The sequence below is a fragment of the Streptomyces sp. KR55 genome (assembly GCF_052245645.1).
GTDB classification, from domain to species: domain Bacteria; phylum Actinomycetota; class Actinomycetes; order Streptomycetales; family Streptomycetaceae; genus Streptomyces; species Streptomyces flavusporus.
In genome coordinates, this window is record NZ_JBQQCE010000025.1 from 1 (window position 1) to 24,402 (window position 24,402).

27 protein-coding genes are annotated in these 24,402 nt (G+C 70.1%); 9 read left to right on the forward strand and 18 right to left on the reverse strand.

What is annotated here, in order from left to right; genetic code table 11:
• The 9 genes from ACTWQJ_RS05985 to hemL all read right to left on the reverse strand — a co-directional run.
• On the reverse strand, positions 1 to 596 hold a 596-nt coding region (locus tag ACTWQJ_RS05985), incomplete at its 3' end, for a CU044_5270 family protein (protein WP_443305567.1).
• 59 nt (positions 597 to 655) lie between these two features.
• On the reverse strand, positions 656 to 1,261 hold the full coding sequence (locus ACTWQJ_RS05990; RefSeq protein ID WP_443305568.1) for an RNA polymerase sigma factor: 606 nt from the start codon (positions 1,259 to 1,261) through the stop codon (positions 656 to 658).
• 89 nt (positions 1,262 to 1,350) lie between these two features.
• A complete protein-coding gene (gene ccsB / locus ACTWQJ_RS05995; protein WP_443305569.1) occupies positions 1,351 to 2,433 on the reverse strand; it encodes a c-type cytochrome biogenesis protein CcsB in 1,083 nt (360 codons plus the stop codon).
• A complete protein-coding gene (resB, locus tag ACTWQJ_RS06000) occupies positions 2,430 to 4,145 on the reverse strand; it encodes a cytochrome c biogenesis protein ResB (protein ID WP_443305570.1) in 1,716 nt (571 codons plus the stop codon). The genes ccsB and resB overlap by 4 nt, the downstream gene beginning before the upstream one ends.
• A gap of 3 nt (positions 4,146 to 4,148) precedes the next feature.
• A complete protein-coding gene (locus tag ACTWQJ_RS06005) occupies positions 4,149 to 4,919 on the reverse strand; it encodes a cytochrome c biogenesis CcdA family protein (RefSeq protein WP_443305571.1) in 771 nt (256 codons plus the stop codon).
• 1 nt (position 4,920) lies between these two features.
• Positions 4,921 to 5,553 carry a TlpA family protein disulfide reductase gene (locus ACTWQJ_RS06010; protein WP_443305572.1) on the reverse strand — a complete coding sequence of 211 codons (633 nt, stop codon included), beginning with the start codon at positions 5,551 to 5,553 and terminating at the stop codon, positions 4,921 to 4,923.
• A 91-nt stretch (positions 5,554 to 5,644) separates the two neighbouring features.
• Positions 5,645 to 6,874 (reverse strand): hypothetical protein, encoded by a 1,230-nt coding sequence (locus ACTWQJ_RS06015; RefSeq protein WP_443305573.1) that lies wholly within the window; start codon positions 6,872 to 6,874, stop codon positions 5,645 to 5,647.
• Between the two features lie 120 nt (positions 6,875 to 6,994).
• Positions 6,995 to 7,678: a histidine phosphatase family protein gene (locus ACTWQJ_RS06020; RefSeq protein ID WP_443305574.1), complete on the reverse strand. Its 684-nt coding sequence runs from the start codon at positions 7,676 to 7,678 to the stop codon at positions 6,995 to 6,997.
• Positions 7,675 to 8,991: a glutamate-1-semialdehyde 2,1-aminomutase gene (hemL, locus tag ACTWQJ_RS06025; protein WP_443305575.1), complete on the reverse strand. Its 1,317-nt coding sequence runs from the start codon at positions 8,989 to 8,991 to the stop codon at positions 7,675 to 7,677. Before hemL ends, ACTWQJ_RS06020 begins: the two co-directional genes overlap by 4 nt.
• A gap of 514 nt (positions 8,992 to 9,505) precedes the next feature.
• Between hemL and ACTWQJ_RS06030 the strand changes: the two genes are divergently transcribed.
• Entirely contained in the window at positions 9,506 to 9,943 is a 438-nt protein-coding gene (locus ACTWQJ_RS06030; RefSeq protein ID WP_003974483.1) for a hypothetical protein, read from the forward strand.
• Positions 9,944 to 10,252: 309 nt separating this feature from the next.
• Here ACTWQJ_RS06030 and ACTWQJ_RS06035 read toward each other — a convergent pair whose 3' ends face one another.
• The 3 genes from ACTWQJ_RS06035 to ACTWQJ_RS06045 form a co-directional block, all read right to left on the reverse strand.
• Positions 10,253 to 10,729: an NUDIX hydrolase gene (locus ACTWQJ_RS06035; protein ID WP_443305576.1), complete on the reverse strand. Its 477-nt coding sequence runs from the start codon at positions 10,727 to 10,729 to the stop codon at positions 10,253 to 10,255.
• Between the two features lie 413 nt (positions 10,730 to 11,142).
• Positions 11,143 to 11,508, reverse strand: coding sequence for an SCO4225 family membrane protein (locus ACTWQJ_RS06040; protein ID WP_443305577.1), 366 nt, complete (start codon positions 11,506 to 11,508; stop codon positions 11,143 to 11,145).
• Positions 11,509 to 11,543: 35 nt separating this feature from the next.
• The gene (locus tag ACTWQJ_RS06045) at positions 11,544 to 11,900 is read right to left on the reverse strand and encodes an SCO4225 family membrane protein (RefSeq protein WP_443305578.1); all 357 of its coding nucleotides are present in this window, start codon (positions 11,898 to 11,900) and stop codon (positions 11,544 to 11,546) included.
• 76 nt (positions 11,901 to 11,976) lie between these two features.
• Here ACTWQJ_RS06045 and ACTWQJ_RS06050 point away from each other — a divergent pair, with 76 nt between their 5' ends.
• The 3 genes from ACTWQJ_RS06050 to ACTWQJ_RS06060 all read left to right on the forward strand — a co-directional run bounded on the left by ACTWQJ_RS06050 (position 11,977) and on the right by ACTWQJ_RS06060 (position 14,779).
• Positions 11,977 to 12,831 carry a hypothetical protein gene (locus ACTWQJ_RS06050; protein ID WP_443305579.1) on the forward strand — a complete coding sequence of 285 codons (855 nt, stop codon included), beginning with the start codon at positions 11,977 to 11,979 and terminating at the stop codon, positions 12,829 to 12,831.
• A 343-nt stretch (positions 12,832 to 13,174) separates the two neighbouring features.
• Complete coding sequence (locus tag ACTWQJ_RS06055) at positions 13,175 to 13,837, forward strand: ABC transporter ATP-binding protein (protein ID WP_443305580.1); 663 nt, start codon at positions 13,175 to 13,177, stop codon at positions 13,835 to 13,837.
• A gap of 216 nt (positions 13,838 to 14,053) precedes the next feature.
• Positions 14,054 to 14,779, forward strand: coding sequence for a hypothetical protein (locus tag ACTWQJ_RS06060; protein WP_443305581.1), 726 nt, complete (start codon positions 14,054 to 14,056; stop codon positions 14,777 to 14,779).
• A gap of 54 nt (positions 14,780 to 14,833) precedes the next feature.
• Here ACTWQJ_RS06060 and ACTWQJ_RS06065 read toward each other — a convergent pair whose 3' ends face one another.
• From ACTWQJ_RS06065 to ACTWQJ_RS06085, 5 genes are all read right to left on the reverse strand, one after another.
• Positions 14,834 to 16,216: a HAMP domain-containing sensor histidine kinase gene (locus ACTWQJ_RS06065; RefSeq protein ID WP_443305582.1), complete on the reverse strand. Its 1,383-nt coding sequence runs from the start codon at positions 16,214 to 16,216 to the stop codon at positions 14,834 to 14,836.
• Between the two features lie 27 nt (positions 16,217 to 16,243).
• Positions 16,244 to 16,954: a response regulator transcription factor gene (locus ACTWQJ_RS06070; protein ID WP_443305583.1), complete on the reverse strand. Its 711-nt coding sequence runs from the start codon at positions 16,952 to 16,954 to the stop codon at positions 16,244 to 16,246.
• Positions 16,955 to 17,267: 313 nt separating this feature from the next.
• Positions 17,268 to 17,867: an FMN reductase gene (locus ACTWQJ_RS06075; RefSeq protein WP_443305584.1), complete on the reverse strand. Its 600-nt coding sequence runs from the start codon at positions 17,865 to 17,867 to the stop codon at positions 17,268 to 17,270.
• Positions 17,864 to 18,955: an LLM class flavin-dependent oxidoreductase gene (locus ACTWQJ_RS06080; protein WP_443305585.1), complete on the reverse strand. Its 1,092-nt coding sequence runs from the start codon at positions 18,953 to 18,955 to the stop codon at positions 17,864 to 17,866. The genes ACTWQJ_RS06075 and ACTWQJ_RS06080 overlap by 4 nt, the downstream gene beginning before the upstream one ends.
• A 107-nt stretch (positions 18,956 to 19,062) precedes the next feature.
• Positions 19,063 to 19,533, reverse strand: coding sequence for a hypothetical protein (locus ACTWQJ_RS06085; RefSeq protein WP_443305586.1), 471 nt, complete (start codon positions 19,531 to 19,533; stop codon positions 19,063 to 19,065).
• A gap of 142 nt (positions 19,534 to 19,675) precedes the next feature.
• Here ACTWQJ_RS06085 and ACTWQJ_RS06090 point away from each other — a divergent pair, with 142 nt between their 5' ends.
• From ACTWQJ_RS06090 to ACTWQJ_RS06100, 3 genes are all read left to right on the forward strand, one after another.
• Positions 19,676 to 20,011 carry a YnfA family protein gene (locus ACTWQJ_RS06090; RefSeq protein ID WP_443305587.1) on the forward strand — a complete coding sequence of 112 codons (336 nt, stop codon included), beginning with the start codon at positions 19,676 to 19,678 and terminating at the stop codon, positions 20,009 to 20,011.
• A gap of 171 nt (positions 20,012 to 20,182) precedes the next feature.
• Positions 20,183 to 20,956, forward strand: coding sequence for an SDR family NAD(P)-dependent oxidoreductase (locus tag ACTWQJ_RS06095; RefSeq protein WP_443305588.1), 774 nt, complete (start codon positions 20,183 to 20,185; stop codon positions 20,954 to 20,956).
• Positions 20,953 to 21,108, forward strand: coding sequence for a hypothetical protein (locus ACTWQJ_RS06100; protein WP_385516095.1), 156 nt, complete (start codon positions 20,953 to 20,955; stop codon positions 21,106 to 21,108). The genes ACTWQJ_RS06095 and ACTWQJ_RS06100 overlap by 4 nt, the downstream gene beginning before the upstream one ends.
• 24 nt (positions 21,109 to 21,132) lie before the next feature.
• Here the strand turns inward: ACTWQJ_RS06100 and ACTWQJ_RS06105 are convergent, their stop codons facing one another.
• On the reverse strand, positions 21,133 to 22,326 hold the full coding sequence (locus ACTWQJ_RS06105; RefSeq protein WP_443305589.1) for an RtcB family protein: 1,194 nt from the start codon (positions 22,324 to 22,326) through the stop codon (positions 21,133 to 21,135).
• A 214-nt stretch (positions 22,327 to 22,540) separates the two neighbouring features.
• On the opposite strand from ACTWQJ_RS06105, the gene ACTWQJ_RS06110 reads away from it, so the two are divergent.
• On the forward strand, positions 22,541 to 23,404 hold the full coding sequence (locus ACTWQJ_RS06110) for a DUF3558 domain-containing protein (RefSeq protein ID WP_443305590.1): 864 nt from the start codon (positions 22,541 to 22,543) through the stop codon (positions 23,402 to 23,404).
• A 139-nt stretch (positions 23,405 to 23,543) separates the two neighbouring features.
• Positions 23,544 to 24,398 carry a DUF3558 family protein gene (locus tag ACTWQJ_RS06115; protein ID WP_443305591.1) on the forward strand — a complete coding sequence of 285 codons (855 nt, stop codon included), beginning with the start codon at positions 23,544 to 23,546 and terminating at the stop codon, positions 24,396 to 24,398.
• Positions 24,399 to 24,402 lie beyond the last annotated feature (4 nt).

The window sequence follows — 24,402 nt, forward strand, 5'->3', positions numbered from 1 at the left end:
AGCGCCGCCCGCTGCTCGGGCGGCACGATTGCCGACTGAACCAGGTCGCCGACCAGCACGAACATGGCCTGGTTGGTCTCCTGGCCGCTGTACTCTGGGGCCACCCTGCGCAGCCAGTCGTACATCTTGCCGGTGTCGGTGGGCAGCGTGGACAGGTGCTTGTAGTTGGTGGTGACCTCGTAGCCGAGCTCTCCGGGCTGGGCGTCGGGGTCCATGGGCCAGTCGCCCCGTCCGGTCTCGCGCATCAGCCCCTTGCGGGTGCCGTCCACGGAGTGCCAGCTCTCCAGCCGGTGCAGCGGCTGGATGGTCGTCTCTCCGCCCTCACTCGACGAGTACGACACCTTGCTGTCGACGTACACGAACTGGTCGTCGCGGATCGGGCCGTACGACGGCTCGTGCTCGGCCGCCAGCGCGAGGTCCTCCAGCAGCGCGACCGTCGCCCTGCTGGGCGGCTGGGCGGTCGTGTCGTTGCCGGACGGCAGGACGACGAGGGTGATGGCGGTGACCGTTGCCACGGCGGCCGCGGCGATCGCGGGGCGCAGCCACCGGACGCGGGCGCGGGCGGGCACGGCTTCGTCTCGCCGGATCTCGGTCATCAGATGCTCCTTGAGGAGTCGGTGACGGCCCGGCGGAAGGTCTCTCTCGGGAAGCTGGTTCATCGGTTTCCCTCCCTCAGGGGCCCGACCGCGGTGGTGCGGTCACCTCTCATCTGTCCGTGACTCGGGGGGAGTTCCATATGTTTCGCGAGCTTTGTCCGCGCCCGTGACAGTCGCGACCGTACGGTCCCCACCGGCACCCCGAGCGCCTCCGCGGCCGCCGCGTAGTCCAGCCCGGACCACACGCACAGCGCCAGCACCTCCCGCTCGGCCCGCCGCAGCTTCGCCAGCGCCATCCGTACGAGATCCAGTTGAGCCGCGTCGTCCAGGCGCCCGGCGACCTCGTCGGCGAAGTCGCGCTCCGCCTCCTCGCGCGGGAGGCGGGCGACGGCCGCCGCGTGTCTTCGGGCCGCGCGGCGGGTGTTACGCGTGACGTTGGTGGCGATGCCGAGCAGCCAGGGCCGCAGCGAGCCACCCTCCTCGTCGAGCCTCCCGCACAGCCGCCAGGCGTCCAGGAAGGTCAGCGAGACGACGTCCTCGGCGGTCGTCCACTCTCCGGTGAGCCGGAAGGCGTGGTTGTAGACGGAGCGTGCGTACGCGTCGAAGAGAGCACCGAAGGCGTCGTGGTCCCCCGCGCGGATGCGTTTCCGCAGATTCGTATCCACGTCCCTTTGCCTGTCCGTACGGCGAGGGCCGGTTCCCGTGACTCAGGTCACAGGAACCGGCCCTCGGTGTAGGCGAGTTCTCCTGCGGGTCACACGCCCGCGTAGGAGTGCTTGCCGGAGACGAAGAGGTTCACGCCGTAGTAGTTGAACAGCCAGCAGCCGAAGGCGATGAGGGCCAGGTAGGCGGCCTTGCGGCCCTTCCAGCCGGCCGTGGCGCGGGCGTGCAGGTAGCAGGCGTAGGCGACCCAGGTGATGAACGACCAGGTCTCCTTGGGGTCCCAGCCCCAGTAGCGGCCCCACGCGTCGCCGGCCCAGATGGCGCCCGCGATGATCGTGAACGTCCACAGCGGGAAGACGGCGGCGTTGACACGGTAGGAGAACTTGTCGAGGGAGGCCGCGGCGGGCATCCGCTCCAGCACCGAGGTCGCGAAACGGCCTGGCTTGCCGCCACTCGCGAGCTTGTTCTCGTAGGAGTCGCGGAACAGGTACAGCAGCGTGGAAACGGCGCCGACGTAGAAGACCGCGCCACAGAAGATCGCCGTGGAGACGTGGATGTACAGCCAGTACGAGTGGAGGGCGGGAACCAACTGGTCGCTGGCGGTGTACAAGACAGTGACGGCCAGGCCGAGATCGAGGAGGACCGTGGTGACCAGGGGAAGGCCGAGCCAGCGGACGTTCTTCTTCAGCGCGAGCAGTGCGAGGTACACACCGACGGCGGTGGTGGAGAAGGTGATGTTGAACTCGTACATGTTGCCCCACGGCGCCCGCTGCACCGAGAGCGCCCGGCAGAGCACACCGGCGAACGCGATGAGGAAAGCAAGCACGGTGAGGGACACGGCGATACGCCCGTAGAGGTCGCCCTTCTCGTCCCCGCCGTGCGCGCCGGGTCCGTCGGGTACGTCGCGGCTGCCGACCGCGGCCCGGACGACGACCTTGGGCCGCTCCAGTACGGCGGTCCCGCCGGCCTTGCGCACGGTCACGGCCGGGGCGTCCGCCGTGGTGCCGGTCTTGGCGGTGAGCGCGGCGGCGGTGCGGCCGACCTTGCTGCGGCTGCCGAAGAGCCATTCGGCGATGTGGGCGAAGAAGGCCAGGGTGTAGATGGCCATCGCGGAGTAGATCAGCGTGTTGCTGAGGTTCGCGAGGTTCTCATTGGTCGCGGCGGCGAGAGTCACTTCTCAGCCCCTTCGGCAGGAACAGCGGGGTCGGTTGGGTCGGGTTCGGGATCGGGGTCGGGTGCGCCCGGTGCCTTCTCGTACAGGAGCCCAGCGAGTTCGCCCAGTTCCTCCGGTACCTTCGCGGACTCGCTGCGGCCGAGGCCGGCCATCTCCACGACGGTGACGCCGTCGGCGCCCCGCACCGCCCGCACCCACACGCGGCGGCGCTGGATGAACAGGGAGGCGGCGAGGCCGAGGATCGCGACGATCGCTCCGGCGAGCGCCCAGCCGCTGCCGGGCTGCCGGGTGACCTGGAAGCCCGCCCACTCCTGGACGCCGTCGAAGGTGACGGAGCCGGCGCCGTTCGGGAGCGTCATGGTCTCGCCGACCTTCAGCCGCTTCTTGAACAGCTCGCCCTTGGAGTCCTTGAACTCCTTCAGATGGCTCTTGTCCAGCTGGTACACGCTCTGCGGGATGCCCGAGTCGACGCCCAGGTCGCCGTGGTACGCCGACAGCGCGAGCCGTGGGTTCAGCACCGCCGGAAACTGGGACAGCATCGTGCCGTGGCCCTCGCCGGCGAAGGTCGGCACGAAGAAGGCGTTGAAGCCGAGCTGTTCCTCCTCGCCCTCGGCGTTGCGGTAGCCGTCCATGACCTTGATCGCACCGGAGGAGGTGACATTTTCGTCGAGCGGCAGCAGAGCGACGGCTTCGTTGTTCATCACGACGTTGCCGCGGGCGTCCCGGACGGTGACGATGGGGGCGTAGCCGTGGCTGACGAGGTAGACCTTCGAGTTGCCGATCTCCAGCGGCTCGTTGACCTTGATGGTGGTCTGCTGCTCCTTGCCGTAGGCGCCGACGCTGTAGGTGACGTTCGCCTGGTAGGTGCGCGGGGTGCCGCGGTTGGGGCCGGAGACCTCGTAGGTGCCCTGGAAGTCCTGCAGGTTGAAGCTGAACGCGTCCAGGTCGTCCTGGGTGAAGAGGCTGCCGGACTTGAAGTCGTCGTACTGGGTGAGGGTGTTGGCGAAGCCGTCGCCCTCGAGGATCAGCTTGTTGCCCTCGGACTTGAACAGCTGGCCCCAGCCGAAGGCGATCAGCATCACGATCAGCGCGATGTGGAAGGCGAGGTTGCCGACCTCGCGCAGATAGCCCTTCTCGGCGGCGACCGCGTCACCGGCGACGTGGGCGCGGAAGAAGCGCTTCTTCAGCAGGGCCAGCGCGGCCTCGCGGACCTGCTCGGGCTCGGCCTCGCTGCGCCAGGTCGTGTATGCCGGGAGCCGGGTGAGGCGCTTGGGCGCGGCCGGCGGGCGGCCGCGCAGCTGGCCGACGAACTGCCAGGTGCGCGGGACGATACAGCCGATGAGGGAGATGAACAGCAGGATGTAGATCGCGGAGAACCACACCGAGCTGTAGACGTGGAACAGGCCGAGCTTGTCGTAGATCGGCGCAAGGGTTTCGTGCCGCTCGCGGAAGTCGGCGACCTGGGTGGCGTCGGTGCCGGTCTGCGGGATGAGCGAGCCGGGGATCGCGGCCATCGACAGCAGCAGGAGCAGCAGCAGCGCGACCCGCATGGAGGTGAGCTGCCGCCAGAACCAGCGGGCCCAGCCGATGACGCCGAGGGAGGGCAGGTTGGGCGCCTCCTCGCGGGGCGTGGTGGACAGCTGGGAGCCGGCCGCGCCCAGGTCCTGGTCCTCGCCGGGGGCAGGGGCGTTGTCGGTCGTCGTCTTGCTCATCGATCAGATCCCCACAGTGAAGCCGTTGGACCAGGTCTGCATCTCCTGCACCAGGCTGTCCCATGCGCCGGTCAGCAGCAGCACACCGGTCGCGATCATCATGATCCCGCCGATGCGCATCACCCAGACATAGTGGCGCTTGACCCAGCCGAAGGCACCGAGGGCCTTGCGGAAGGCTACGGCGGCGAGGACGAAGGGGAGGCCGAGGCCCAGACAGTAGGCGATGGTGAGTATCGCGCCGCGGCCCGCGCTGGCCTGGTTGGAGGAGAGCGCCAGTACGGAGGCGAGGGTCGGTCCGATGCAGGGCGTCCAGCCGATGCCGAACAGCGCGCCCAGTACGGGGGCGCCGACGAGCCCGGCCACCGGCCGCTTGTGGAAGCGGAACTCGCGCTGGGTGAGCCAGGGCATCATGCCCATGAAGAACACGCCCATGACGACCATGAGCACGCCGAGCACCTTGGACAGGACGCTCTGGTGCTCCTGGAGCGTGGAACCGAAGTAGCCGAAGAGCGCCCCGCTGGAGACGAACACGGCGGTGAATCCGAGCACGAACAGCGAGGCGCCGATGGCCATCCGGCCCCGACGGGCGTCGGCCAGGTCGGTGCCGCCGACTCCGGTGACGTAGGAGAGATAGCCGGGGACGAGCGGCAGGACGCACGGCGAGAAGAAGGAGACCAGGCCGCCGAGGAGAGCGACAGGCAGAGCCAGCAGCAGGGCCCCGTTGAGGACCGTGTCGTTGACCCCTGTGGCGGCCAGCGTGGACACTCCGGTCACGTCACTTCTCCGCAAGGACCGGGGCGAGCATGTCGCGCAGCTTGTCCTCGCTGAGCGCCTGCAGAGCGCGCGCCGCGACCTTGCCGTCCCGGTCGATGACGAGCGTGGACGGGATGGCCTGCGGGTTGAGCGTGCCCTTCTCGAAGCGGAGCATCAGCTTGCCCGTCGGGTCGTACAGGCTCGGGTAGGTGACCCCGTACTCCTTCTCGAAGGCGCGCGCCGGACCGGTGCTGGTGTCACGGGTGTTGATGCCGACGAACTGGACGCCCTGGTCCTTGGTGTCCTCGTAGACCGTCTCGAGGTTCTTCGCCTCGGCGCGGCAGGGCGAGCACCACGAGCCCCAGACGTTCAGGACGACGATCTTGCCCTTGTAGTCGGCGATGTCGAGCTGCTTGCCGTCGATGGTCTCGCCGGACAGGTCGGGTACGGCGGTCCGGTCGGCCTTCTCGACGGTGTCGATGCCGTCGGAGCCCGCGACGAAGTTGGTGTCACCGCCGCCCCCGGAGGTGCCTCCGGAGCTGCATGCGGTGAGGGCGAGTGCCGCGGCAGCGGCCCCGGCCGTGAGCAGGGCAGCGCGGCGACGGGTGCGGCGTGCGGTGTTCGAGCGCAGGGGGGCGCGGCTGGCGGCACTCATGTGAAAAGTTTCGCATGTCCGTTCCGGGGATCTTGCGCACCCCCCTTGCGGGCGTGAACCCGCATTTCAGGACCACCTCAGGACTGCTTCTTCAGAAGCGCTTCCACCCTTCGGCGGGCGCCTGCCCGACCTCGAGGGTCCGCAGCTTGTCGAGCACTTCGGGTTTCTGTACGTCCAGCCAGTCCACGAACTGCCGGAAGGACACCAGCCGTACGTCCCCGCCCTTCTCCTTCTCCCGCGCGATGTGCTTCAGCGCCTCCTCCACGGCGTCCATGTAGATGCCGCCGTTCCACTGCTCGAAGTGGTTGCCGATGAAGAAGGGGGCGCGGTTTGTCTCGTATGCCCGCTTAAAGCCGGATATGTAAGCCTGCGCCGACTGCTCCCGCCAGCCCGGGTAGTTGTGGGAGGGGGCGTTGGTGGAGTTGACCGACTGGTTGGCGAGCATGTTGTAGTCCATCGAGAGGACCTCGAAACCGCGTCCGGGGAAAGGTATCTGCTGGAGCGGAAGGTCCCATATGCCCTGCTTCTTGCAGGGCCAGACCTGAAGGCCGCCCGGCGAGGAGGCGTCATAACGCCAGCCCAGTTCGCGGGCGGTGGGCAGCAGGTTGTCCTGGCCCAGCAGACAGGGCGTACGGCCGCCGACGAGTTCCTTGTCGTAGTCGAAGGGCAGGGCGGGCAGATCGGTCCACCCCGTGTTGGTCCGCCACTCCTTCACGAAGGACTTCGCCTGATCGATCTCGCTGCGCCACTGCTGCGGCGTCCAGTTGCCGACCGAGCCGGACCCGGCGCAGAAGTGGCCGTTGAAGTGGGTGCCGATCTCGTGGCCCTCCAGCCACGCCCGGCGGACGTTCTTCAGCGTGCCCTTGATGTGCGCGTCGGTGAGGTAGCCGATGTCGGAGGCGCCGCGCGGGTTGTTCGGCGGGTCGTAGAGGCGCTTCTTCGACTCGGGCAGCAGATACAGCCCGGAGAGGAAGAAGGTCATGTGGGCGCCGTGGTCGCGCGCGAGGTCCAGGAAGCGCGGGAAGAGCCCGTTGCCGACCTCGCCGGCCCCGTCCCAGGAGAAGACGACGAACTGCGGTGGGGTCTGCCCTGGCTCCAACGGCTCGGGCTCGGCGGGCTGGTGAGGCTGCTTGCCGGTGAAGGCGGTGGAGCCGTCGCCGAGGGGGCGGTCGGGGCGAGGGGTGGGACTGCCCTTGGTGGCGGAACCTCCGGCATGGGCCGGCCCGTCTGAGGACGTGAGGGTGCCGCAGCCCGCGAGTCCGACGGCGGCCGCGGCCCCCGCGCCGAGCCCGATCGCTCCCCGTCGACTGATGTGACGCATGCCATCCCCATCCGTTGCGCTCTCTGGTGGTCACCCAGTCAGAGGGCGCGACGAACGGGGAGGTTCCGCCTAATCGATCACGTTCGGCAACAAATTCAACAAGTACGTCACTACGGCTGCTTATGCCCCGAAGGCCTTGCCCTTCCCTTTCACCGGCTTGGCACCCGCCAGCAGATGGGCGGGCACGAGGTCGCGGGCCGGCTCGGTGTAGCCGACGGACACGATCCGGTCGCCGTCGTAGGTGAAGGACGTCAGGGACGCGAGCGTGCACTGCCGGCGGCGCGGGTCGTGCCACAGCCGGCGCCGCTCGACGTACGACCGCACGATCCAGATCGGCAGCTGATGGCTCACCAGCACCGCCTCGTGCCCACGCGCCGCGTCCTTCGCGGCGTCCAGTGCCCCCATCATGCGGATGACCTGCTCGACGTACGGCTCACCCCACGACGGCCGGAACGGGTTGACCAGGTGCTTCCAGTTGCCGGGCCGCCGCAGCGCACCGTCCCCGACCCCGAACGTCTTGCCCTGGAAGACGTTGTCGGCCTCGATCAGCCGTGCGTCGGTCGCCAGGTCCAGGCCGTGCGCCTTGGCGATCGGGGTCGCCGTCTCCTGCGCGCGCTCCAGCGGGGAGGCGGCGACATAGGTGACGTCGCGGGAGGCGAGGTGCTCGGCGACCCGGTCGGCCATCTGCCGGCCGAGCTCGGACAGGTGGTAGCCGGGCAGCCGGCCGTACAGGATGCCGTCCGGGTTGGCGACCTCGCCGTGCCGCATGAGGTGGACGACGGTGATGTCACGGGTCTGGCTCATGCGGTCGCCTCCGCTGCCGCGCGGGCCGCCGCCGGAAGGGCGTCGGCGATCCGCTGGACGGCCTGCTCGTCGTGCGCGGTGGACACGAACCAGGACTCGAAGGACGACGGCGGCAGATAGACCCCGTTCGCCAGCATCGAGTGAAAGAACGCGTTGAAGCGGAACGACTCCTGCGCCCTGGCGTCCTCGTAGTCGCGCACCGGGCGGTCGGTGAAGAAGACGGAGAACATGTTGGAGGCGTTCTGCAGCATGTGTGCCACGCCCTCCTTGGTCAGCGCCTCCGAGACCAGCGCCTGGATCTGCTGCGACACGGCGTTGATCTTGGCGTACGCGGCGTCGTCGAGCAGCCGCAGCTGGGCGAGCCCGGCGGCGGTGGCGACGGGGTTCCCGGAGAGGGTGCCGGCCTGGTAGACGGGCCCCGCCGGTGCGAGGTGCGCCATCACGTCACCGCGCCCCCCGAAGGCGGCGGCGGGGAACCCACCGCCCATCACCTTGCCGAAGGTCATGAGGTCGGGTACCACGCCGTCGACGCCGAACCACCCGGCGCGGCTGGTGCGGAAGCCGGTCATGACCTCGTCGGAGATGAACAGCGCACCGTTGGTCCGGCAGGCGTCCTTGAGCCCCTGGTTGAACCCGGGCAGCGGCGGTACGACACCCATGTTGCCGGGCGAGGCCTCCGTGATGACGCAGGCGATCTCACCCGGGTGGGCGTGGAACGCGGCGTGCACGGCCTCGAGGTCGTTGTACGGCAGGACGATGGTGTCGCCGGCCTGGGCGCCGGTGACGCCGGGTGTGTCGGGCAGCGCGAAGGTCGCGACACCGGAGCCGGCCGAGGCGAGCAGGGCGTCGACGTGCCCGTGGTAGCACCCGGCGAACTTGATCACCTTGGCCCGCCCGGTGAACCCACGGGCGAGCCGGATGGCGGACATGGTCGCCTCGGTCCCGCTGGACACCAGCCGTACCTGCTCGACCGGCGCGACCCGCTCGACGATCTCCTCGGCGAGCGTGACCTCACCCTCACCGGGCGTACCGAAGGACGTACCGCGCGCGACCGCCTCCTGCACGGCGGCGATCACCTCGGGGTGGGAGTGCCCGAGGATCATCGGCCCCCACGAACACACCAGGTCGACGTACTCCCGGCCGTCCGCGTCCGTCAGATACGGCCCCCTGCCGGACACCATGAACCGGGGCGTACCGCCCACCGCACGGAAGGCCCGCACGGGCGAATTGACGCCGCCGGGCGTGACGGCGGCCGCACGGTCGAACAGAGCCTGCGACGCAGGCGCTTCGTATGAATAAGGCAGTTCGCTCATGACCTGCGAGTTCTCCGACTTCTCGGACTCCGGTTGCCAGTGACCTCCTCAGGGTAGGCCAGCGGGGCCGGGCGGCAGGGGGCCGCCAAACCGGTGATCGATCCCGCTCCCGTCTGCGAAACTGTGAGCTGATACTGGGACCTGTACGTACAGCTCATGCGGAGTATGGCGTTCAGGGGCTGCAAAGATCCTGCGGACAGGTGTTTCAACGCACGTTTCGGCGCGCGGCCGTGGGGGAGGTCACTGACACGATGATCGGGTTGCGCGGCGGGCGCCACGCGTCCTAGAAAAGCAGTCGGGTGGAGATATGCATCGCGGTGGCGGACTGGGCGAGGGGACTGATGACCTGGGTCCTCGACGTGCCCGGCGGGGAAGGCACCGGCGCGACGCGGAGGAAGCCGCCGAAGCACGTCAGGCACAGACACAGGGTGTACCGAGTGAGCCCGAACCGATCGACCGGCGGATGGACCGCCAGGTGGATCGCCTCCGGGCGGGGAGCAGGAATGGTGGTCGGGTGGGGGTGACGTACAAGTACTTCGGCGCGCCGGACGGTGCGACCGCGGCCCGCGTCCCGATCTCGATGCGCCCCGAGGAGCTCGGCGGCGACGAACTCGGCATGAACGGCATGTTCACCAAGATCAAGCCGGAGACGATGGCCGCGATGGTCCTGACGGGCATCGAGGGCGTCCCTCTGCACAAGGTGCCGCCGCTGGAGCTGGTCGTCCTGCACCCCGACTACGCGGTCGTGAAACTCCCCATGACGGTCGTCGACCCCCTCCGCGGCATCGGCGAGGAGGCGGTGGGCGCGGCGGCGTTCATCTGGTCCACGGTGCCGGACCGGGGCGGGCCGCGGGATGCGTTCAACGTGTACCAGCTGCTGCACGAATGGCAGGACTTCAGCCATCGGTTGCATGAGGCGGGGCATCAGCCTTATTGCCTGGTGTGGCCCTGACCTGGGGTTTCGCTGGATTTGGGCGGGATTTCGTATCCCGCCCTTGTTAGTGCCCGGGCCGGGCGTAGGCTCGCGCATTGCGGGGATGCCGACGCGCGTATTCGGTGAGCACGTCCCGCAGCTCTTCGGTGTCGAGTTCACGCGCGTGGGCGCAGAATCGGTACTGCCCGTGAGTGATCCGGGCTTCACCCGCTGCCAACTGGGCCTGCGGTGTCGCCCAGTGCCACTGGGCGTGCCGGGCCGAGGGCCGGGGAAGCGGGAGCCTGTCCTGACCCGCTCGTGTCGCGACCTCGCCCCGGCCATGGGCGGCTACATCCGCTCGTAGTCGTCCAGGGCCGCCGGCCCGGCGTGTCCCCGGCCGTACCAGGCGGCGATGGCCTGCTTGTGGCCGTCCGGCATGTTCAGCTCCGGCACCTCGTCCGCGGTGAACATGCCCAGCTGCTTGTGCTCGTGGCTGACGACCGGCGGCCGTTCGGGAGTCAGCACGGTGCAGCCGTAGGTCACGACCAGTACGCGTCGTCCGGGAATCGGCTGGTAGATCCACACACCGCCGTCGATGAGCGGACCGGCCTTGACGTCCCAGCCGGTCTCTTCCCGGATCTCGCGCTCCAGAGCAGCCTCGGGACTGGCGTCCGGCAGTTGTACCCCGTCGTCGGTGCCGATCTCCAGGCGACCTCCGGGCAGCTCCCACTCATCGCGCTCGTTCCGCAGCAGCAGCACACGATCACGCGCGTCGAGCGCAACGCCTTTCACGGAGACGGGCCAGAGCGGCGGCGTGTACGTCATGACGTTCTCGTCCTGCGGTGTGCGAGCCGGGCCTTCGGAACGTAGCACGCTCCCATCAACCCACCACCTCATCGACCGATTTGTCCGAGTCGACAACCAGCATCGGCATGGCAGCCGTGTCTCTTGGGGCGGGGGCTGCGCTGTTCAAGGGCCGTGGGCACCAGGCCTGAGCGCCTCCCCACCACTTCGATCGCCTCGATCGCTTCGACTCACAGGAGCGTCTCGCCATGCCGCACACCACCATCGCAGCGGCCAATCCAGCCCGTACCGGTCGACCGGCATCCGCCGCCCCGGCCCGTCACGACGGTTCCCCGGCCACCCCCATCCCCGTCATGCCCCTGTGGCAAGGTCTGGCCCATCCTCTGGCAGGGCTTCAGCCATCGGTTGCATGACGCCGCGCCGGGAGTGGCCGATCAGGCGGCCGGGTGCGGTTCCCGCGTCGTCAGTCTGCGGGCGAGCAGGCCGAGCAGCACGGCGTTGAACATCCCGGACAGGGCCGTACCGGCGGAGAAGAGCAACGGGCTCAGCCAGGCGAGCGAGGAGTCCCCCGCGGGTGATACCGCCATCAAGGGGAGGCTGACGAGCATGCTGAGCGGAGCTGTGGTCATGAGCGGCCAGATTCCGGCGAACCCCGGGTCCGGCGACAGGTACACGGCGTACAGGAAGAACCCCAGCGACGCCGCGACCACGGCGAGATAGCCGCGCGCGAACCAGTTGTCCGCCGCGGGCGCCAACAGGGCCCGGATCCCCTGCAGTCGGGGGCTTGAATAACGCGCCATGTCCGTTCCTTTCTCTTCTCAGTGGTGCGATGGGTTCACGCGTGCCGGGCAGTGCGGAGGTCGCGGACGTGGTGGGCAAGGGCGCCGAGCGCGGCGGCGTTCACGAGGGCGCACAGGAGCAGCCGGACGCCCGTGATGGCGGCGGCGAGTACCACGGCCGGTCCGCCGCTGTCCTCGATGCCGGGACCGATGGGGATGACCACGCCCAGGAGGGAGAGGGGTTCCGTGAGCAGTATGGGGATCGTGGCGTAGACGCTGTCCGGGAAGAGGAACGCGACCGGTACGAAGGCGGCGAAGACCGCCAGATAGCCCCGGGCGGGCCAGTTGTCCGTGGCGAGCGCAAGGAACCGGCGCAGCCATGGGAGGCGGCGCGGGTGGCAGGCGTTCGGCATCGCGGGTCCCTCCGGGTCGGTCCGTGGGGGGCGTTCTCCACGGTGGACCGGGGGACGCGTTCAGGCATGAGTACGGGTGCTCATCTCTGTATGGGTTTCCGACCTGGCGCAGCGGCCCGGAAGCGCGGTCACGGTCGGCGTCGCGGTCTACATCCTCTCGCTGCCCGACGGCGCCGTCGTGAGCATCGCCGCCCTGTGTGCCCACTTCAGCGAGGGCGAGATCCTGATCTCCCGCGCGCTACGGGAGTTGGAGGCCGCCGGCTACCTGGAGCGGCGGCGGCAACGCGGCCCCGGCGGCCGGATCCGTACCCGTACGTACTTCCACGACGTACCAGTCCGTTCCGGGTCACGCGATGTGACACTTTCCGGGAAAGTGTCACACTCCGCAGCCCCAGCACCCTGGCCGCAGCGGATTCCCCCACAGCATCCGGTCCGGGACGCAGCCCGGGACCGCGGCGACGCCCTTGCACCCGCCCGGCCCGAACCATCGCCGACATCTCAACCGGCGTCTTCCGTCCCTCCTCCGTGCGAGACTCAACAAGAAGCCGAAGCCGACGAGCGGGCAGCCGTCATCCTCGCCTCCCTGCGCATCGTCGATTCCCGGCTGATCCTGTCGCAGCGGGAGGTGGCGGAGCCGGCTCCCGCCGTCACACGCCGGCTCACCGCCGGTGTGAGCCCCGCGCAGATCACCGAAGCGCTCACCACCCGGCCACCGGCCCGCCTCCTGTCACGCCCGGCCGGCATCCTGACCTACCGCCTCAACGATCCGCCACCGGCCGCACCCGCTCCGGCTGCCTCCCCCGCCAGACCGCCCGCCCTGCCTTGGCAGACCTGCGACGGCTGCGAACGCGCCTTCCGCGCGGCGGAACCCACCCTCTGCCGGGACTGCTTGCGCGACAACAGCAGCGCCCACCGTCCGCGGGCCGCCTGATGATCCGCTGCGCCGCAGCCCGCCGTGCGTCCCGGCGCCTTCGGACCCCGCCCCTGTGTGGTCGGCCGGATGCCGACGGCTGCCCGGTGTCCCGGCGATGCAATTCCGCCAAGGTTCCGAGCGCGGCCGCGGTCCCCTGCCTCCGCTCCCGCGCTACTGATCAGCCGTATGAGCGCGGCGGGCGCGTATTGCTCGGCGAGGGCGACTTCCGGTCGTACCGATCATTTGTTCTTGATCAGCTCTTTGCCGGCTGCCTAGCGTCATCGGCCATGGGGACCCATGCTTACGACACCCTGCTCGCGGACATCTACGAGTCGGCCTACGAGACGGCGGACCCGGAAGCGTGACTGCCCTGCTGGAGCTGACGGACGTACGGCACGGATACGACGGCCGGATGGTCCTCGACGGCGTGAGTCTGGCCGTCGGTGTGGGGGAATGCGTCGCTCTGCTCGGCGAGAACGGCTCCGGGAAGTCCACCCTGCTGCGGCTCGCGGCCGGGCAGGAGATCCCGGAGGCGGGGAGCGTGACCTTCCGCGGCGGGACCATGAGCGAGGACGACGGGAGCGTACGGGGCGCGGTCGCCACCGTTCTGGCTGGCGGGGTGGGGTATCCCGACCTCAGTGTCCGCGAGCATCTGATGCTGGTGGCGCTGGCCCACGGCCTGGGCGAGGAGGCGGCCGGCGCGGTCGACGAGGTGCTCGCCGAGCACCACCTCACCGGGCGCGCCGAGGCACTCCCCCACCAACTCTCCTCCGGGCAGGTCCAGTTGATGGCGCTCGCGCAGGCCTTCGTACGGCCCGCCGAACTGCTCATCCTCGACGAGCCGGAGCAACGGCTCGACGCGGACGCCCGCGAGCGGCTGGCCGGGCGGCTGCGGTCCGCGAAGGAGGACGGGACCGCGGTGCTGCTGGCCACGCACCACCGGGCGCTGGCCGAGGCCGTGGCCGACGCGCAGTACACCCTGTCCGGCGAAGGACGGCTGGTCGCGGGTGCGGCCCGTGACTGAGCCGGTGACGCGCCCTTCGCCACCCACCGTGCACGACGACCACACCGAGGCGGTGCTGGCCCGGCTGCGCATGCTGCGGACGCACCAGCGCGACGAGCGACGCAAGAGCATCGCGTACACGCTCTACTGCACGGCACTGCTGTTCGCCGTCTGGGGCGTGCCGCTCCTGCCGGCCGCGGCGCGGGCCGGCGCGGACGGGCCTCCCGGTCCCGGCCCGTGCGCTCCGGTGTACGCCTGCCGTTCCCCCGCCGGGCCGGGCTGCTCGTCCCGTGGCGCGACACGACCGCGCTGCTGCGGGCGCCCGGGCGGCTGCTGTGGGCGGTGGTGTGGGCGGCCGTCGCCGTCGCGCTGGTGGGTCTGGACGACGTACCGGCGCCGGTCACGCTGATGGCGCTGCCGGCCGGGTATCTCGCGGCCGCACAGCTGGCGGAACCGGCCCGGCTGGAGGCGGACGACTTACGGCGCTCGGCCCAACTGCCCTGGACCGCCGCCGGGTTGGCGCTCCGGCACGGGCTGGTGCCGGCGGCGGGGCTGCTGGCGCTGTTCGTTCTCGGCCCGGCGGTGGCCGGGGCGGCCGGCCTGTGGTCGGACCGTCTGCTGGTCCTGCCCGCCCTGGCGCCGGCGCTGGTCGGCGCCGCGCTGGTGAGCGCGTACCGGGGCACGGTCCCGGTGCATCTGATGACCGGCTCGATGACACCTCTCGGGGGACACGGGGCCGTTCGGCGCGCTGCTGTGGCAGGTGCGGGGGCCGCTGGTGGCGCTGGGTGCGCTGGCCGTGGTGGACGGTCCGCTGCGCGGGGCGGAACCGGACGTCGTAGGACTGCTGTGGCCGCCGCTCGTCGGGGCAGGGATGGCCTGGTGGGCGGGGGTGACCGCGCGCAGGACCGTGCGTGGTGGGTGAGCACGCGGGGCTGGGTACGACGGGGGCGCCCCCCGGGTTGACTGCCTGAGCCGACGCCGGTGATCCCCAGGCCACCACGTAACACCGGCCGCCCCTCACCCCCCACCCACCGTGAACCCGATCACCGACCCGCCTCCCTCCCGCCGATGCGCGAACGGTGCTCCCCCGTGCGCCAGCGCCACCTCGCGGACGATGGACAGGCCGAGTCCGGAGCCCGGCAGGGAGCGGGCGTCGGCGGCGCGGTAGAAGCGGTCGAAGACGCGGACGAGGTCGGCGTCCTCGATGCCGGGGCCGCGGTCGAGGACCTCGACGCGGATCGTGCCCGGCCGGGCGGGACCGGCGACGACGATCTCGATGGGCGAGGTGCCGTCGCGGTCGAACTTCGCGGCGTTCTCGACGAGGTTGGAGATCGCCCGGGTGAGCATGCCCGGTCGGCCCTCCGTGGTCGTGTCGCCGCACGCGCGGACCACGATCCGGTGTCCGGTACGGCGCCGGGTCAGGCCCGCGACATCCTCGGCGAGGTCGGCGAGGTCGACCCGCTGCAGGGGTTCGGTGTCCGACTGTCCGGCCGCGAGGTCCACCAACTCGTTGACCAGATCGGTCAGTTCACGCGCCTCCTGGCCGAGGTCGGCGACCAGTTCGTCCCGAGAGGCGGGCGGCAGCTCGTCGATGCGGCGCAGCAGGGAGATGTTCGTGCGCAGCGACGTCAGCGGCGTACGGAGTTCATGGCCCGCGTCCTGGACCAGGCGGCGCTGGTCCTCCTCGGACTGGGCGAGGCGGCCGAGCATCCGGTCGAAGGCACGGCCGAGCCGGCCCACCTCGTCGCTGCCGGTGACGGGCACATCGATGCCGAGCCGCCGGGTGCGGGCGACGGCCTCCGCGGCCGAGGTGAGGATCACCAGCCGGCGCGTGATGTGCCGCGCCAGCCACCAGCCGAACAGGCCCGCCCCGGTCACCACCGCCGCCATCAGCAGCAGCGTCCGCTGCTGGAGCGCCCGCAGCAGATCCTCGGTGTCGCTGAACTCCTGCGCCACCTGCACCGCGCCCCGCCCGCCGCCCAGCGCAACGGTGGCGACACGGTAGACGTCGTCGCCGACGTCTACGTCCCGGTGCTCGACCAGCCGCCCGGCGGCAGCGGCGGTGGCGACCTCACGGTCGGCGTCGGTGACCGGCAGCCCGGGGTCGCCCTTGTCGACGACGCTGCCGTCCGGGCCGAGCACCTGCACGTCCGTGCGGGCCGGGCGGACGAAGTCGTGTCCCGGCGCGGAGGAGAAGTCCACCGGATCCATCCGGCGCTGGCTCACCTCGACCCGCAGGTCCTGCACGACCTCGTCGAACACGGACTGCTGGTCGACCCGGACGAGCCGGGCGGCGGCGCCGTAGGAGAGGATGCCGACGAGGACGGTGACGGCGGCGGTGATGGCCGCGAACGACAGCGCGAACGTGGTCCGCAGCGACGCCAGACGCGGCCACCGCACGGCCGGAGACCACGACGGACGCACCGCTCAGTCCTCCCGTAGCACGTAACCCACCCCGCGCACCGTGTGGATCAGCGGCGCCGCCCCCGGCTCGTCGAGCTTGCGGCGCAGATAGCCGACGTACACGGCGAGGTTCTTGGAGCCCGGCCCGAAGTCGTAGCCCCAGATACGGTCGTAGATCGTGGAGTGGTCGAGGACGATCCCCTCGTTGCGCACCAGCAGCTCGAGCAGCTCGAACTCGGTGCGGGTCAGCTCCAGTTCGCGCCCGCCACGCCAGGCGCGCCGGGCCTGCGGGTCCATGCGCAGCCCGGCCGCCTCGACCTGCCGCCCGGGCACGGACGGCTTCTCCCGTACGTCCATGGCGGCACCGTTCGCGGTGCGCCGCAACAGCGCCCGCAGCCGGGCGAAGACCTCCTCGACGTCGAAGGGTTTCACCACGTAGTCGTCGGCGCCGGCGTCCAGCCCGGCGATCCGGTCCGCCGTCTCCACCAGCGCCGTCAGCATCAGGATCGGCGTCCGGTCCCCCTCGGCGCGCAGCACCCGGCACACCTGGAGTCCGTCGATCCCCGGCATCATCACATCCAGGACGAGCACGTCGGGCGGGGTGCGGTGGGCATGCGCCAACGCCTCGACACCGTCGGCGACCGCCGTCACCGCGTAGCCCTCCAGCGTCAGGGCCCGCTCCAGGGCGTGCCGGATCGCACGATCGTCTTCAGCCAGCAGAACAGTCGGGGCCACGCGTCCAGTGTGGCAAAGCGGCCGAGTCGTACGACCGTATGAGCAACCCCCGCCCAGCCTTCTTACTGGCCTCTCACCCGGCCGGGGACCGCCGGGCGGGCGTGCACTGTGCTTAGCTGCGGGCAGCCGTTCCGCTGGGCCGACGCCCACCCATGCAGCCGACGCAGCTGCGGGCAGTCGTGCCGCTGGGGCGATGGGGGTCCCCCCGCTCGAGCGAAGCCGAGAGTGGGGGAGGGTGGGCGCAGCGGCACTCCGCTGACGCCTCCCGACCGACTACCCCCGGCCCTCACCCAGCCAGCCAGCCAGCCGCCGATCAGGCGCCGCGCCGCAGCGCCGCCAGCTGCTGCTCGAAAGGCACCACCTCGAACTCCCCGGCCTTCGCCGCCATCGGCACCTTCGGCGTGAGCCCGCCCATCAGCCCCGCCAGTTCCCCGGCCGCCCGCTCGATGCGCCCGTCCAGTCCCTCGGCACCCCAGTCCTCCGAGGCGGCGTAGACCCCGGTCGGGACGACGACTGCCCGCAGGTAGGCGAAGAGCGGACGCAGGGCGTGCTCCAGGACGAGGGAGTGCCGGGCGGTGCCGCCGGTCGCGGCGATCAGCACCGGCTTCCCGGCGAGCGCGTCCTTGTCGAGCACGTCGAAGAAGGACTTGAACAGCCCGCCGTACGAGGCGGAGAACACCGGCGTGACCACGATCAGCCCGTCGGCCTCGGTCACCGCGTCGAGCGCGGCGCTCAGCTGCCGCCCCGGGAAGCCGTTGGTGAAGTTGTGCGCGATCTCGACGGCGAGCTCGCGCAGCTCGATGACCTGCACGTCCGCCGAGGTCTGCCCGGCGGTGGCCTTGGCCAGCCGGTCGGCCAGCAGCCGGGTGGAGGACGGGACGCTCAGCCCCGCGGACACGACGACGAGCTTCATACGGCGTTCACCCTTTCCGAGGCGGCAGCGAGCAGGGACTGGTGGGTCGGCGCGTCCGGCACCCCGGCCGGGCGGCCCTTGGCGAACTCCTTGCGCAGCACCGGCACGACCTCCTCGCCGAGCATGTCGAGCTGCTCCAGCACGGTCTTCAACGGGAGCCCGGCGTGATCCATCAGGAACAGCTGGCGCTGGTAGTCACCGGCGTACTCGCGGAAGCTCAGCGTCTTCTCGATCACCTGCTGCGGCGAGCCCACGGTCAGCGGGGTCTGGTCGGTGAAGTCCTCCAGGGACGGCCCGTGCCCGTAGACCGGCGCGTTGTCGAAGTACGGCCGGAACTCGCGCACCGCGTCCTGCGAGTTCTGCCGCATGAACACCTGCCCACCGAGCCCGACGATCGCCTGCTCGGGCGTGCCGTGCCCGTAGTGCGCGTACCGCTCCCGGTACAGCTCGACCATCTGCCTGGTGTGGTCGGCCGGCCAGAAGATGTTGTTGTGGAAGAACCCGTCGCCGTAGAACGCCGCCTGCTCGGCGATCTCCGGGGAGCGGATCGACCCGTGCCAGACGAACGGCGGTACGCCGTCCAGCGGCCGGGGCGTCGAGGTGAAGCCCTGGAGCGGGGTGCGGAACTTGCCCTCCCAGTTCACGACGTCCTCGCGCCACAGCCGGTGCACCAGGTTGTAGTTCTCGATGGCGAGGTTGATGCCCTCACGGATGTCCTGGCCGAACCAGGGGTAGACCGGCCCGGTGTTGCCGCGGCCCATCATCAGGTCCACCCGGCCGTCGGCCAGGTGCTGGAGCATCGCGAAGTCCTCGGCGATCTTCACCGGGTCGTTGGTCGTGATGAGGGTGGTGGACGTGGACAGGATCAGCCGCTCCGTGCGGGCGGCTATGTAGCCGAGCATGGTCGTCGGCGAGGACGGCACGAACGGCGGGTTGTGGTGCTCACCCGTGGCGAAGACGTCCAGCCCGACCTCCTCCGCCTTCAACGCGATGGCGACCATGGCCTTGATCCGCTCGCGCTCGGTCGGCGTACGCCCCGTGGTGGGGTCCGGCGTCACGTCGCCGACGCTGAAGATCCCGAACTGCATGGTCGCCTCCAAGGTTGTTGACCGTTGAACTATATCCTTCGAACGGTCGACATCGTGCCCTTATTCCGAGCACTCCTGAAGGCGAAACGGGAGAACAGAAGCCGAGGTCAGAAGTAGTACGCGTCCCCGGTGTCCAGCACGAGCACCCGCTGCCGGTCGTTGTGCCGGTTGTGGTCCACCGCCCCACCGCTCCACACCGTGTCGATCTCCATCAGCACCTCGGTCGGCACCCCCCGCAGCCGTACCCCCAGCCTGAGATCCGCACCGAGCGTGTCCGCCGGCAGCGCGCCCACCCGGCACAACACCACCCGCACACCGGAACGCGCACACCCGTCGGGGAGCGTCTGCCGGTTCTCGAGCGGCTGCGACCAGCGCAGCCGTACCGTCGCGTCCGGCACGGCGGACGGCCCGTGATTACGCGGGGTGATCCGCACCTCCACCCGGCCGGAATCCAGCGTCGCGGCCCCGTGATAGGCCAGATCGGCCTCCTGAGCCGTCTCGGCCCCGGCGAGCGGAGCCACCGCACCGACCGTCATCAGGGCGGCACACCACACGCCCAGCAGCCTCATGCCTCGCATATCGCCACACTCCTCACTCCGCCGTGGGCTTCGTACGGGATGTATCCCACGCGGAGCCGACCCCAGGCACCGTCCATCAGGTGACGCGACCCCCGGTAACGGCGACGTCGACCCCGGAACCCCGGCATGCGAAGCTGCCCGCATGCTCGTCCTCCGCTCCGCCGCCCTCTTCGTCGTCGCCGCCCTCTTCGAGATCGGCGGCGCCTGGCTGGTCTGGCAGGGGTACCGGGAGCAGCGCGGCTGGCTCTGGATCACCGGCGGCATCCTCGCCCTCGGCGCCTACGGCTTCGTCGCCACCTTCCAGCCGGACGCCCACTTCGGCCGGGTGCTCGCCGCGTACGGCGGAATCTTCGTCGCCGGCTCGATCGCCTGGGGCGTGATCGCGGACGGCTACCGGCCCGACCGCTGGGACATCACCGGCGCACTGATCTGTCTGGCCGGCATGGCCGTGATCATGTGGACGCCGCGCGGCGGCTGAACCACGCGCCCGGTGCGAGGCCGACCCCACGGATCCTTACCTCGGTCCGGCTCGCTCCCGGGCAATCTCCCAACCGGACCCCCGCCTATCCTGGCGAACGAGCACATCGACCAGCGGCCCCACACCGGCGTGGCGCCCACCCGCACCACACCGCGCAAGAGGAGCAGCCGTATGACGACCCCCGCCGCCGCGTCCCGTATCGCCGTCGTCACCGGCGCCAGTAGCGGAATCGGCGCCGCCACCGCCCGGCAGCTCGCCGCGGCCGGCTACCGCGTCGTCCTCACCGCCCGCCGCAAGGACCGTATCGAGGCCCTCGCCGAGGAGATCAACGCGGCCGGCCACTCGGCGACGGCCTACCAGCTGGACGTCACCGACCGTACGGCGGTCGACGAGTTCGCCACGGCTTTCAGGACGATCGGCGTGCTGGTCAACAACGCGGGCGGCGCACTCGGCCTGGACCCGGTGGCGACCGGCGACCCGGCCGACTGGCGCCAGATGTACGAGACGAACGTCATCGGCACCCTCAACCTCACCCAGGCCCTGCTCCCCGCCCTCGTCGCGAGCGGCGACGGCACGGTCGTGGTCGTCTCGTCGACCGCCGGCCACGGCACATACGAGGGCGGCGCCGGCTATGTCGCCGCCAAGCACGGCGCCCACGTCCTCGCCGAGACGCTCCGCCTGGAGATCGTCGGACAGCCGGTCCGGGTGATCGAGGTCGCACCCGGCATGGTCAAGACCGACGAGTTCGCCCTGACCCGCTTCGGCGGCGACGAGGAGCGGGCGGCCAAGGTCTACGAGGGCGTCGCCGAACCCCTCACCGCCGACGACGTCGCCGACACCATCACCTGGGCGGTCACCCGCCCCGCCCACGTCAACATCGACCTCCTCGTGGTCCGCCCGCGCGCCCAGGCCTCCAACACCAAGGTCCACCGGGAGCACCGGTGACCGACCCCGAGCCGGAACACCGGCGCCTGGCCCGCCAGGCCGAGGAAAAACGCGGCGAACGCCACATGTGGATATGGCTCGCCTACTTCCTCTTCGGCATCCACATCATCGCCTTCGTGATGATCTACGCGGTGCTGCACGCACCCAAATAGAGACGCGCACGGAGCCGTAGCGGGTCAGCCCTTCACACAGACGACCTGCTTCAGCTTCGCCACGACCTCCACGAGGTCCCGCTGCTGATCGATGACCTGCTCGATCGGCTTGTACGCACCCGGGATCTCGTCCACGACACCGGAGTCCTTACGGCACTCCACGCCCCGGGTCTGCTCCTCCAGGTCCTTCGTCGAGAAGCGCCGCTTCGCCGCGTTGCGGCTCATTCGACGGCCGGCGCCGTGCGAGGCCGAATTAAACGACTTCTCGTTCCCGAGGCCCTTCACGATGTACGAACCCGTGCCCATGGAGCCGGGGATGATTCCGTACTCGCCGGAGCCCGCGCGGATCGCGCCCTTGCGGGTCACGAGCAGGTCCATCCCGTCGTAGCGCTCCTCGGCCACGTAGTTGTGGTGCGCGCTGATCTCGGGCTCGAAGGTCGGCTTGGCCTTCTTGAACTCCTTGCGGATCACGTCCTTCAGGAGCGCCATCATGATCGAGCGGTTGTACTTCGCGTACTCCTGCGCCCAGAACAGGTCGTTGCGGTACGCCGCCATCTGCGGGGTCTCCGCGATGAAGACGGCGAGGTCGCGGTCGACCAGTCCCTGGTTGTGCGGGAGCTTCTGGGCCACACCGATGTGGAACTCGGCAAGTTCCTTGCCGATGTTGCGGGAACCGGAGTGCAGCATCAGCCAGACAGAACCGGTCGCGTCCGTGCACACTTCAACAAAATGGTTGCCGGATCCGAGCGTTCCCATCTGCTTCGTGGCACGTTCCTGGCGGAATTTGACCGCTTCGGCCACCCCTCCGAACCGCTCCCAGAAGTTGTCCCACCCGGCCGTGGCCAGCCCATGGAACCGCCCCGGATCGACGGGATCGTCATGCATCCCCCGCCCCACCGGAATAGCCTGCTCGATCTTCGACCGCAGCCGCGAAAGATCCCCCGGCAGATCATTGGCCGTCAGGGACGTCTTCACCGCCGACATCCCGCACCCGATGTCCACCCCCACCGCCGCAGGACACACAGCCCCCCGCATCGCGATGACCGATCCGACCGTCGCACCCTTCCCGTAGTGCACGTCCGGCATGACCGCGAGCCCCTTGATCCACGGCAGCGTCGCGACGTTCCGCAGCTGCTGGAGCGCCACGTCCTCGACCGTCGCCGGGTCGGTCCACATCCGGATCGGCACCTTCGCGCCCGGCATCTCGACGTACGACATATCGCCTCATCCCCCGTAAAACCGGTGAAAACAAACCAGAAGTCCTGAATCGCAAAACCGGCGCCAAGGTCGACGTAACGGACAACGGACCGGCGTTCACGGCAGTGCGTGCGATACACATTGTCTCCAGGCGGCACCCCCGTGCGGCAACCGAATAACCAGCGGGGACACTGACAGACCAGGCAAGCGCACCACCGTGGAGAGGAGCCTGACCGTGCAGCGGAAGGCGTACGTATCCGGCGTCGCCGCGCTCCTCGCGGCCCTGCTGGCCGGCTGCACCGGCAGCTCGGACGACGGTGGCGCCACGGACGACTCCAACCCTGGCGGTTCCGGTACGGCGACGGCGGCGGCCGAGCCGGGCCGATACCGCACCCTCCCCGAACCGTGCAGCGCGGTCAGTGAGGACACCCTCGACTCCCTCCTGCCCGGTATCCAGCAGATCGCCGACGAGGAACAGCGCGAGACGGCCTACGCGGGCGAGCCCACCCTCACCTACGACAACGACCGCAAGGTCGGCTGCCGTTGGAAGGTGGAGTCCACGTCCGCCACGGACCACCTGTACGTCGACTTCGAGCGCGTGGTGTCCTACGACAACGCCGTCAGCGACGACAGCCAGGCCGAGCAGCTCTTCGCCACCCGGCAGACGGCGGCCGACCTGCCGGAGCCCATCGCCTCCGAATCCTCGCCGTCCACCCCGTCGTCCCCGTCGTCGACGTCCTCCCCGTCCTCGACACCGTCGGAGTCCGCCGACTCCCCTGCCTCGCCCGGCTCTTCCGGCAGCCCCGAGGGCAGCTCCTCCCTCAGCCCGACCTCGACGGCGAGCGCCACCCCGGCCGAGCTCCAGCCCCGCGTCCTGGACGACCTCGGCGACGAGGCCTTCCTGGACGACGCGCTGAGCAGCTCCGGTTCGACGGCCAAACAGCGCACGGTGACTGTGGCGTTCCGCACGTCCAACGTCATCGTGACCATCGAGTACGAGGAGCAGCCGGCCACGGTCGGCGTCGTGCCCGACAGCAAGGAAATGCAGGACAGGGCCCGGAATCTGGCGTCCCGGCTGGCCGACTCGCTGGCGGAATGACGCCCCTTCAGGCCGGAATGCAAAGCAGATGAAGCGGGTCCGCACAGTTCCTTCACCGCGTACCGTGGCCCCTCGGACCCGATCCGGACGCCGGCGCCACCGGCGACACCGGGACCCATCCGGCCTCAGGAACCAGAGCGTGAGTGAAGGAACCATGCAGCGACGAGCACAGCGAGACGACCAGGCTGACCAGCGTGCCGAGCGGGCGAAGCGCCTGAACCGCGTCCTTGTCTGCGCGGCAGCCGTTCCCGCGATGCTGATCGCCGCCGGCTGCTCCTCGGACTCCGGCTCGAGTGATGACGCCAAGAAGGCGTCCGAGAGCGCGTCGAGCGCGTCCGCGAGCCCCTCGCCCACCGTGCAGGCGGCGGCGTACTCGGAGCTCCCCGAGCCGTGCGCGGTGCTGTCGAAGAAGACGTTGGACGAACTCGTCCCGAAGGGCTCGAAGTCGGGCAAGGAGGGCAATTCCGACGATGTGTCGACGCGGGGCAGCTGCTCCTGGGACAGTCTCGACAACAACGGTGTCGACGGCTCGCAGTTCCGCTGGCTGAACGTCTCGCTGCTGCGCTTCGAGTCCGATGTCACCCGCGGCGAGGGCGACAAGCTGGCGCAGGAGTACTTCGCGAAGCAGGTCAAGGACGTCCAGGCGACCGAGGGCGCGAAGGGCACCAAGACCGAGTCGGTGTCCGGGACGGGCGACCAGGCGACGGCGGTGCGCTACGACCTGAAGAAGAAGGAAGGCACCTTCAAGCAGCAGACGATCGTCGCGCGCGTGGAGAACGTCGTCCTCACCCTCGACTACAACGGCGCGGGCCTGGCCGGCGACGAGACCCCCGACGCCGACGATCTGATGAAGGCGGCGAAGAAGGCGGCCGAGGAGGCGGTGGCCGCGGTGACGAAGGCGAACGGCGAGAGCGGCTCCGCCGCCACCCCTGACGCCTCCAAGTCTCCCTCGAAGTCGGCGACTTCGTCCAAGTCTCCGTCCAGCAAGAGCTGACGCC

What these genes read in the sequence shown, in the direction of transcription:
- resB (WP_443305570.1), bottom strand. Translation starts at nt 4,145, where the DNA reads ATGAGCAAGACGACGACCGACAACGCCCCTGCCCCCGGCGAGGACCAG.
- ACTWQJ_RS06010 (WP_443305572.1), bottom strand. Translation starts at nt 5,553, where the DNA reads ATGAGTGCCGCCAGCCGCGCCCCCCTGCGCTCGAACACCGCACGCCGC.
- ACTWQJ_RS06015 (WP_443305573.1), bottom strand. Translation starts at nt 6,874, where the DNA reads ATGCGTCACATCAGTCGACGGGGAGCGATCGGGCTCGGCGCGGGGGCC.
- ACTWQJ_RS06020 (WP_443305574.1), bottom strand. Translation starts at nt 7,678, where the DNA reads ATGAGCCAGACCCGTGACATCACCGTCGTCCACCTCATGCGGCACGGC.
- hemL (WP_443305575.1), bottom strand. Translation starts at nt 8,991, where the DNA reads ATGAGCGAACTGCCTTATTCATACGAAGCGCCTGCGTCGCAGGCTCTG.
- ACTWQJ_RS06035 (WP_443305576.1), bottom strand. Translation starts at nt 10,729, where the DNA reads ATGACGTACACGCCGCCGCTCTGGCCCGTCTCCGTGAAAGGCGTTGCG.
- ACTWQJ_RS06040 (WP_443305577.1), bottom strand. Translation starts at nt 11,508, where the DNA reads ATGGCGCGTTATTCAAGCCCCCGACTGCAGGGGATCCGGGCCCTGTTG.
- ACTWQJ_RS06045 (WP_443305578.1), bottom strand. Translation starts at nt 11,900, where the DNA reads ATGCCGAACGCCTGCCACCCGCGCCGCCTCCCATGGCTGCGCCGGTTC.
- ACTWQJ_RS06075 (WP_443305584.1), bottom strand. Translation starts at nt 17,867, where the DNA reads ATGAAGCTCGTCGTCGTGTCCGCGGGGCTGAGCGTCCCGTCCTCCACC.
- ACTWQJ_RS06080 (WP_443305585.1), bottom strand. Translation starts at nt 18,955, where the DNA reads ATGCAGTTCGGGATCTTCAGCGTCGGCGACGTGACGCCGGACCCCACC.
- ACTWQJ_RS06085 (WP_443305586.1), bottom strand. Translation starts at nt 19,533, where the DNA reads ATGCGAGGCATGAGGCTGCTGGGCGTGTGGTGTGCCGCCCTGATGACG.
- ACTWQJ_RS06090 (WP_443305587.1), top strand. Translation starts at nt 19,676, where the DNA reads ATGCTCGTCCTCCGCTCCGCCGCCCTCTTCGTCGTCGCCGCCCTCTTC.
- ACTWQJ_RS06095 (WP_443305588.1), top strand. Translation starts at nt 20,183, where the DNA reads ATGACGACCCCCGCCGCCGCGTCCCGTATCGCCGTCGTCACCGGCGCC.
- ACTWQJ_RS06105 (WP_443305589.1), bottom strand. Translation starts at nt 22,326, where the DNA reads ATGTCGTACGTCGAGATGCCGGGCGCGAAGGTGCCGATCCGGATGTGG.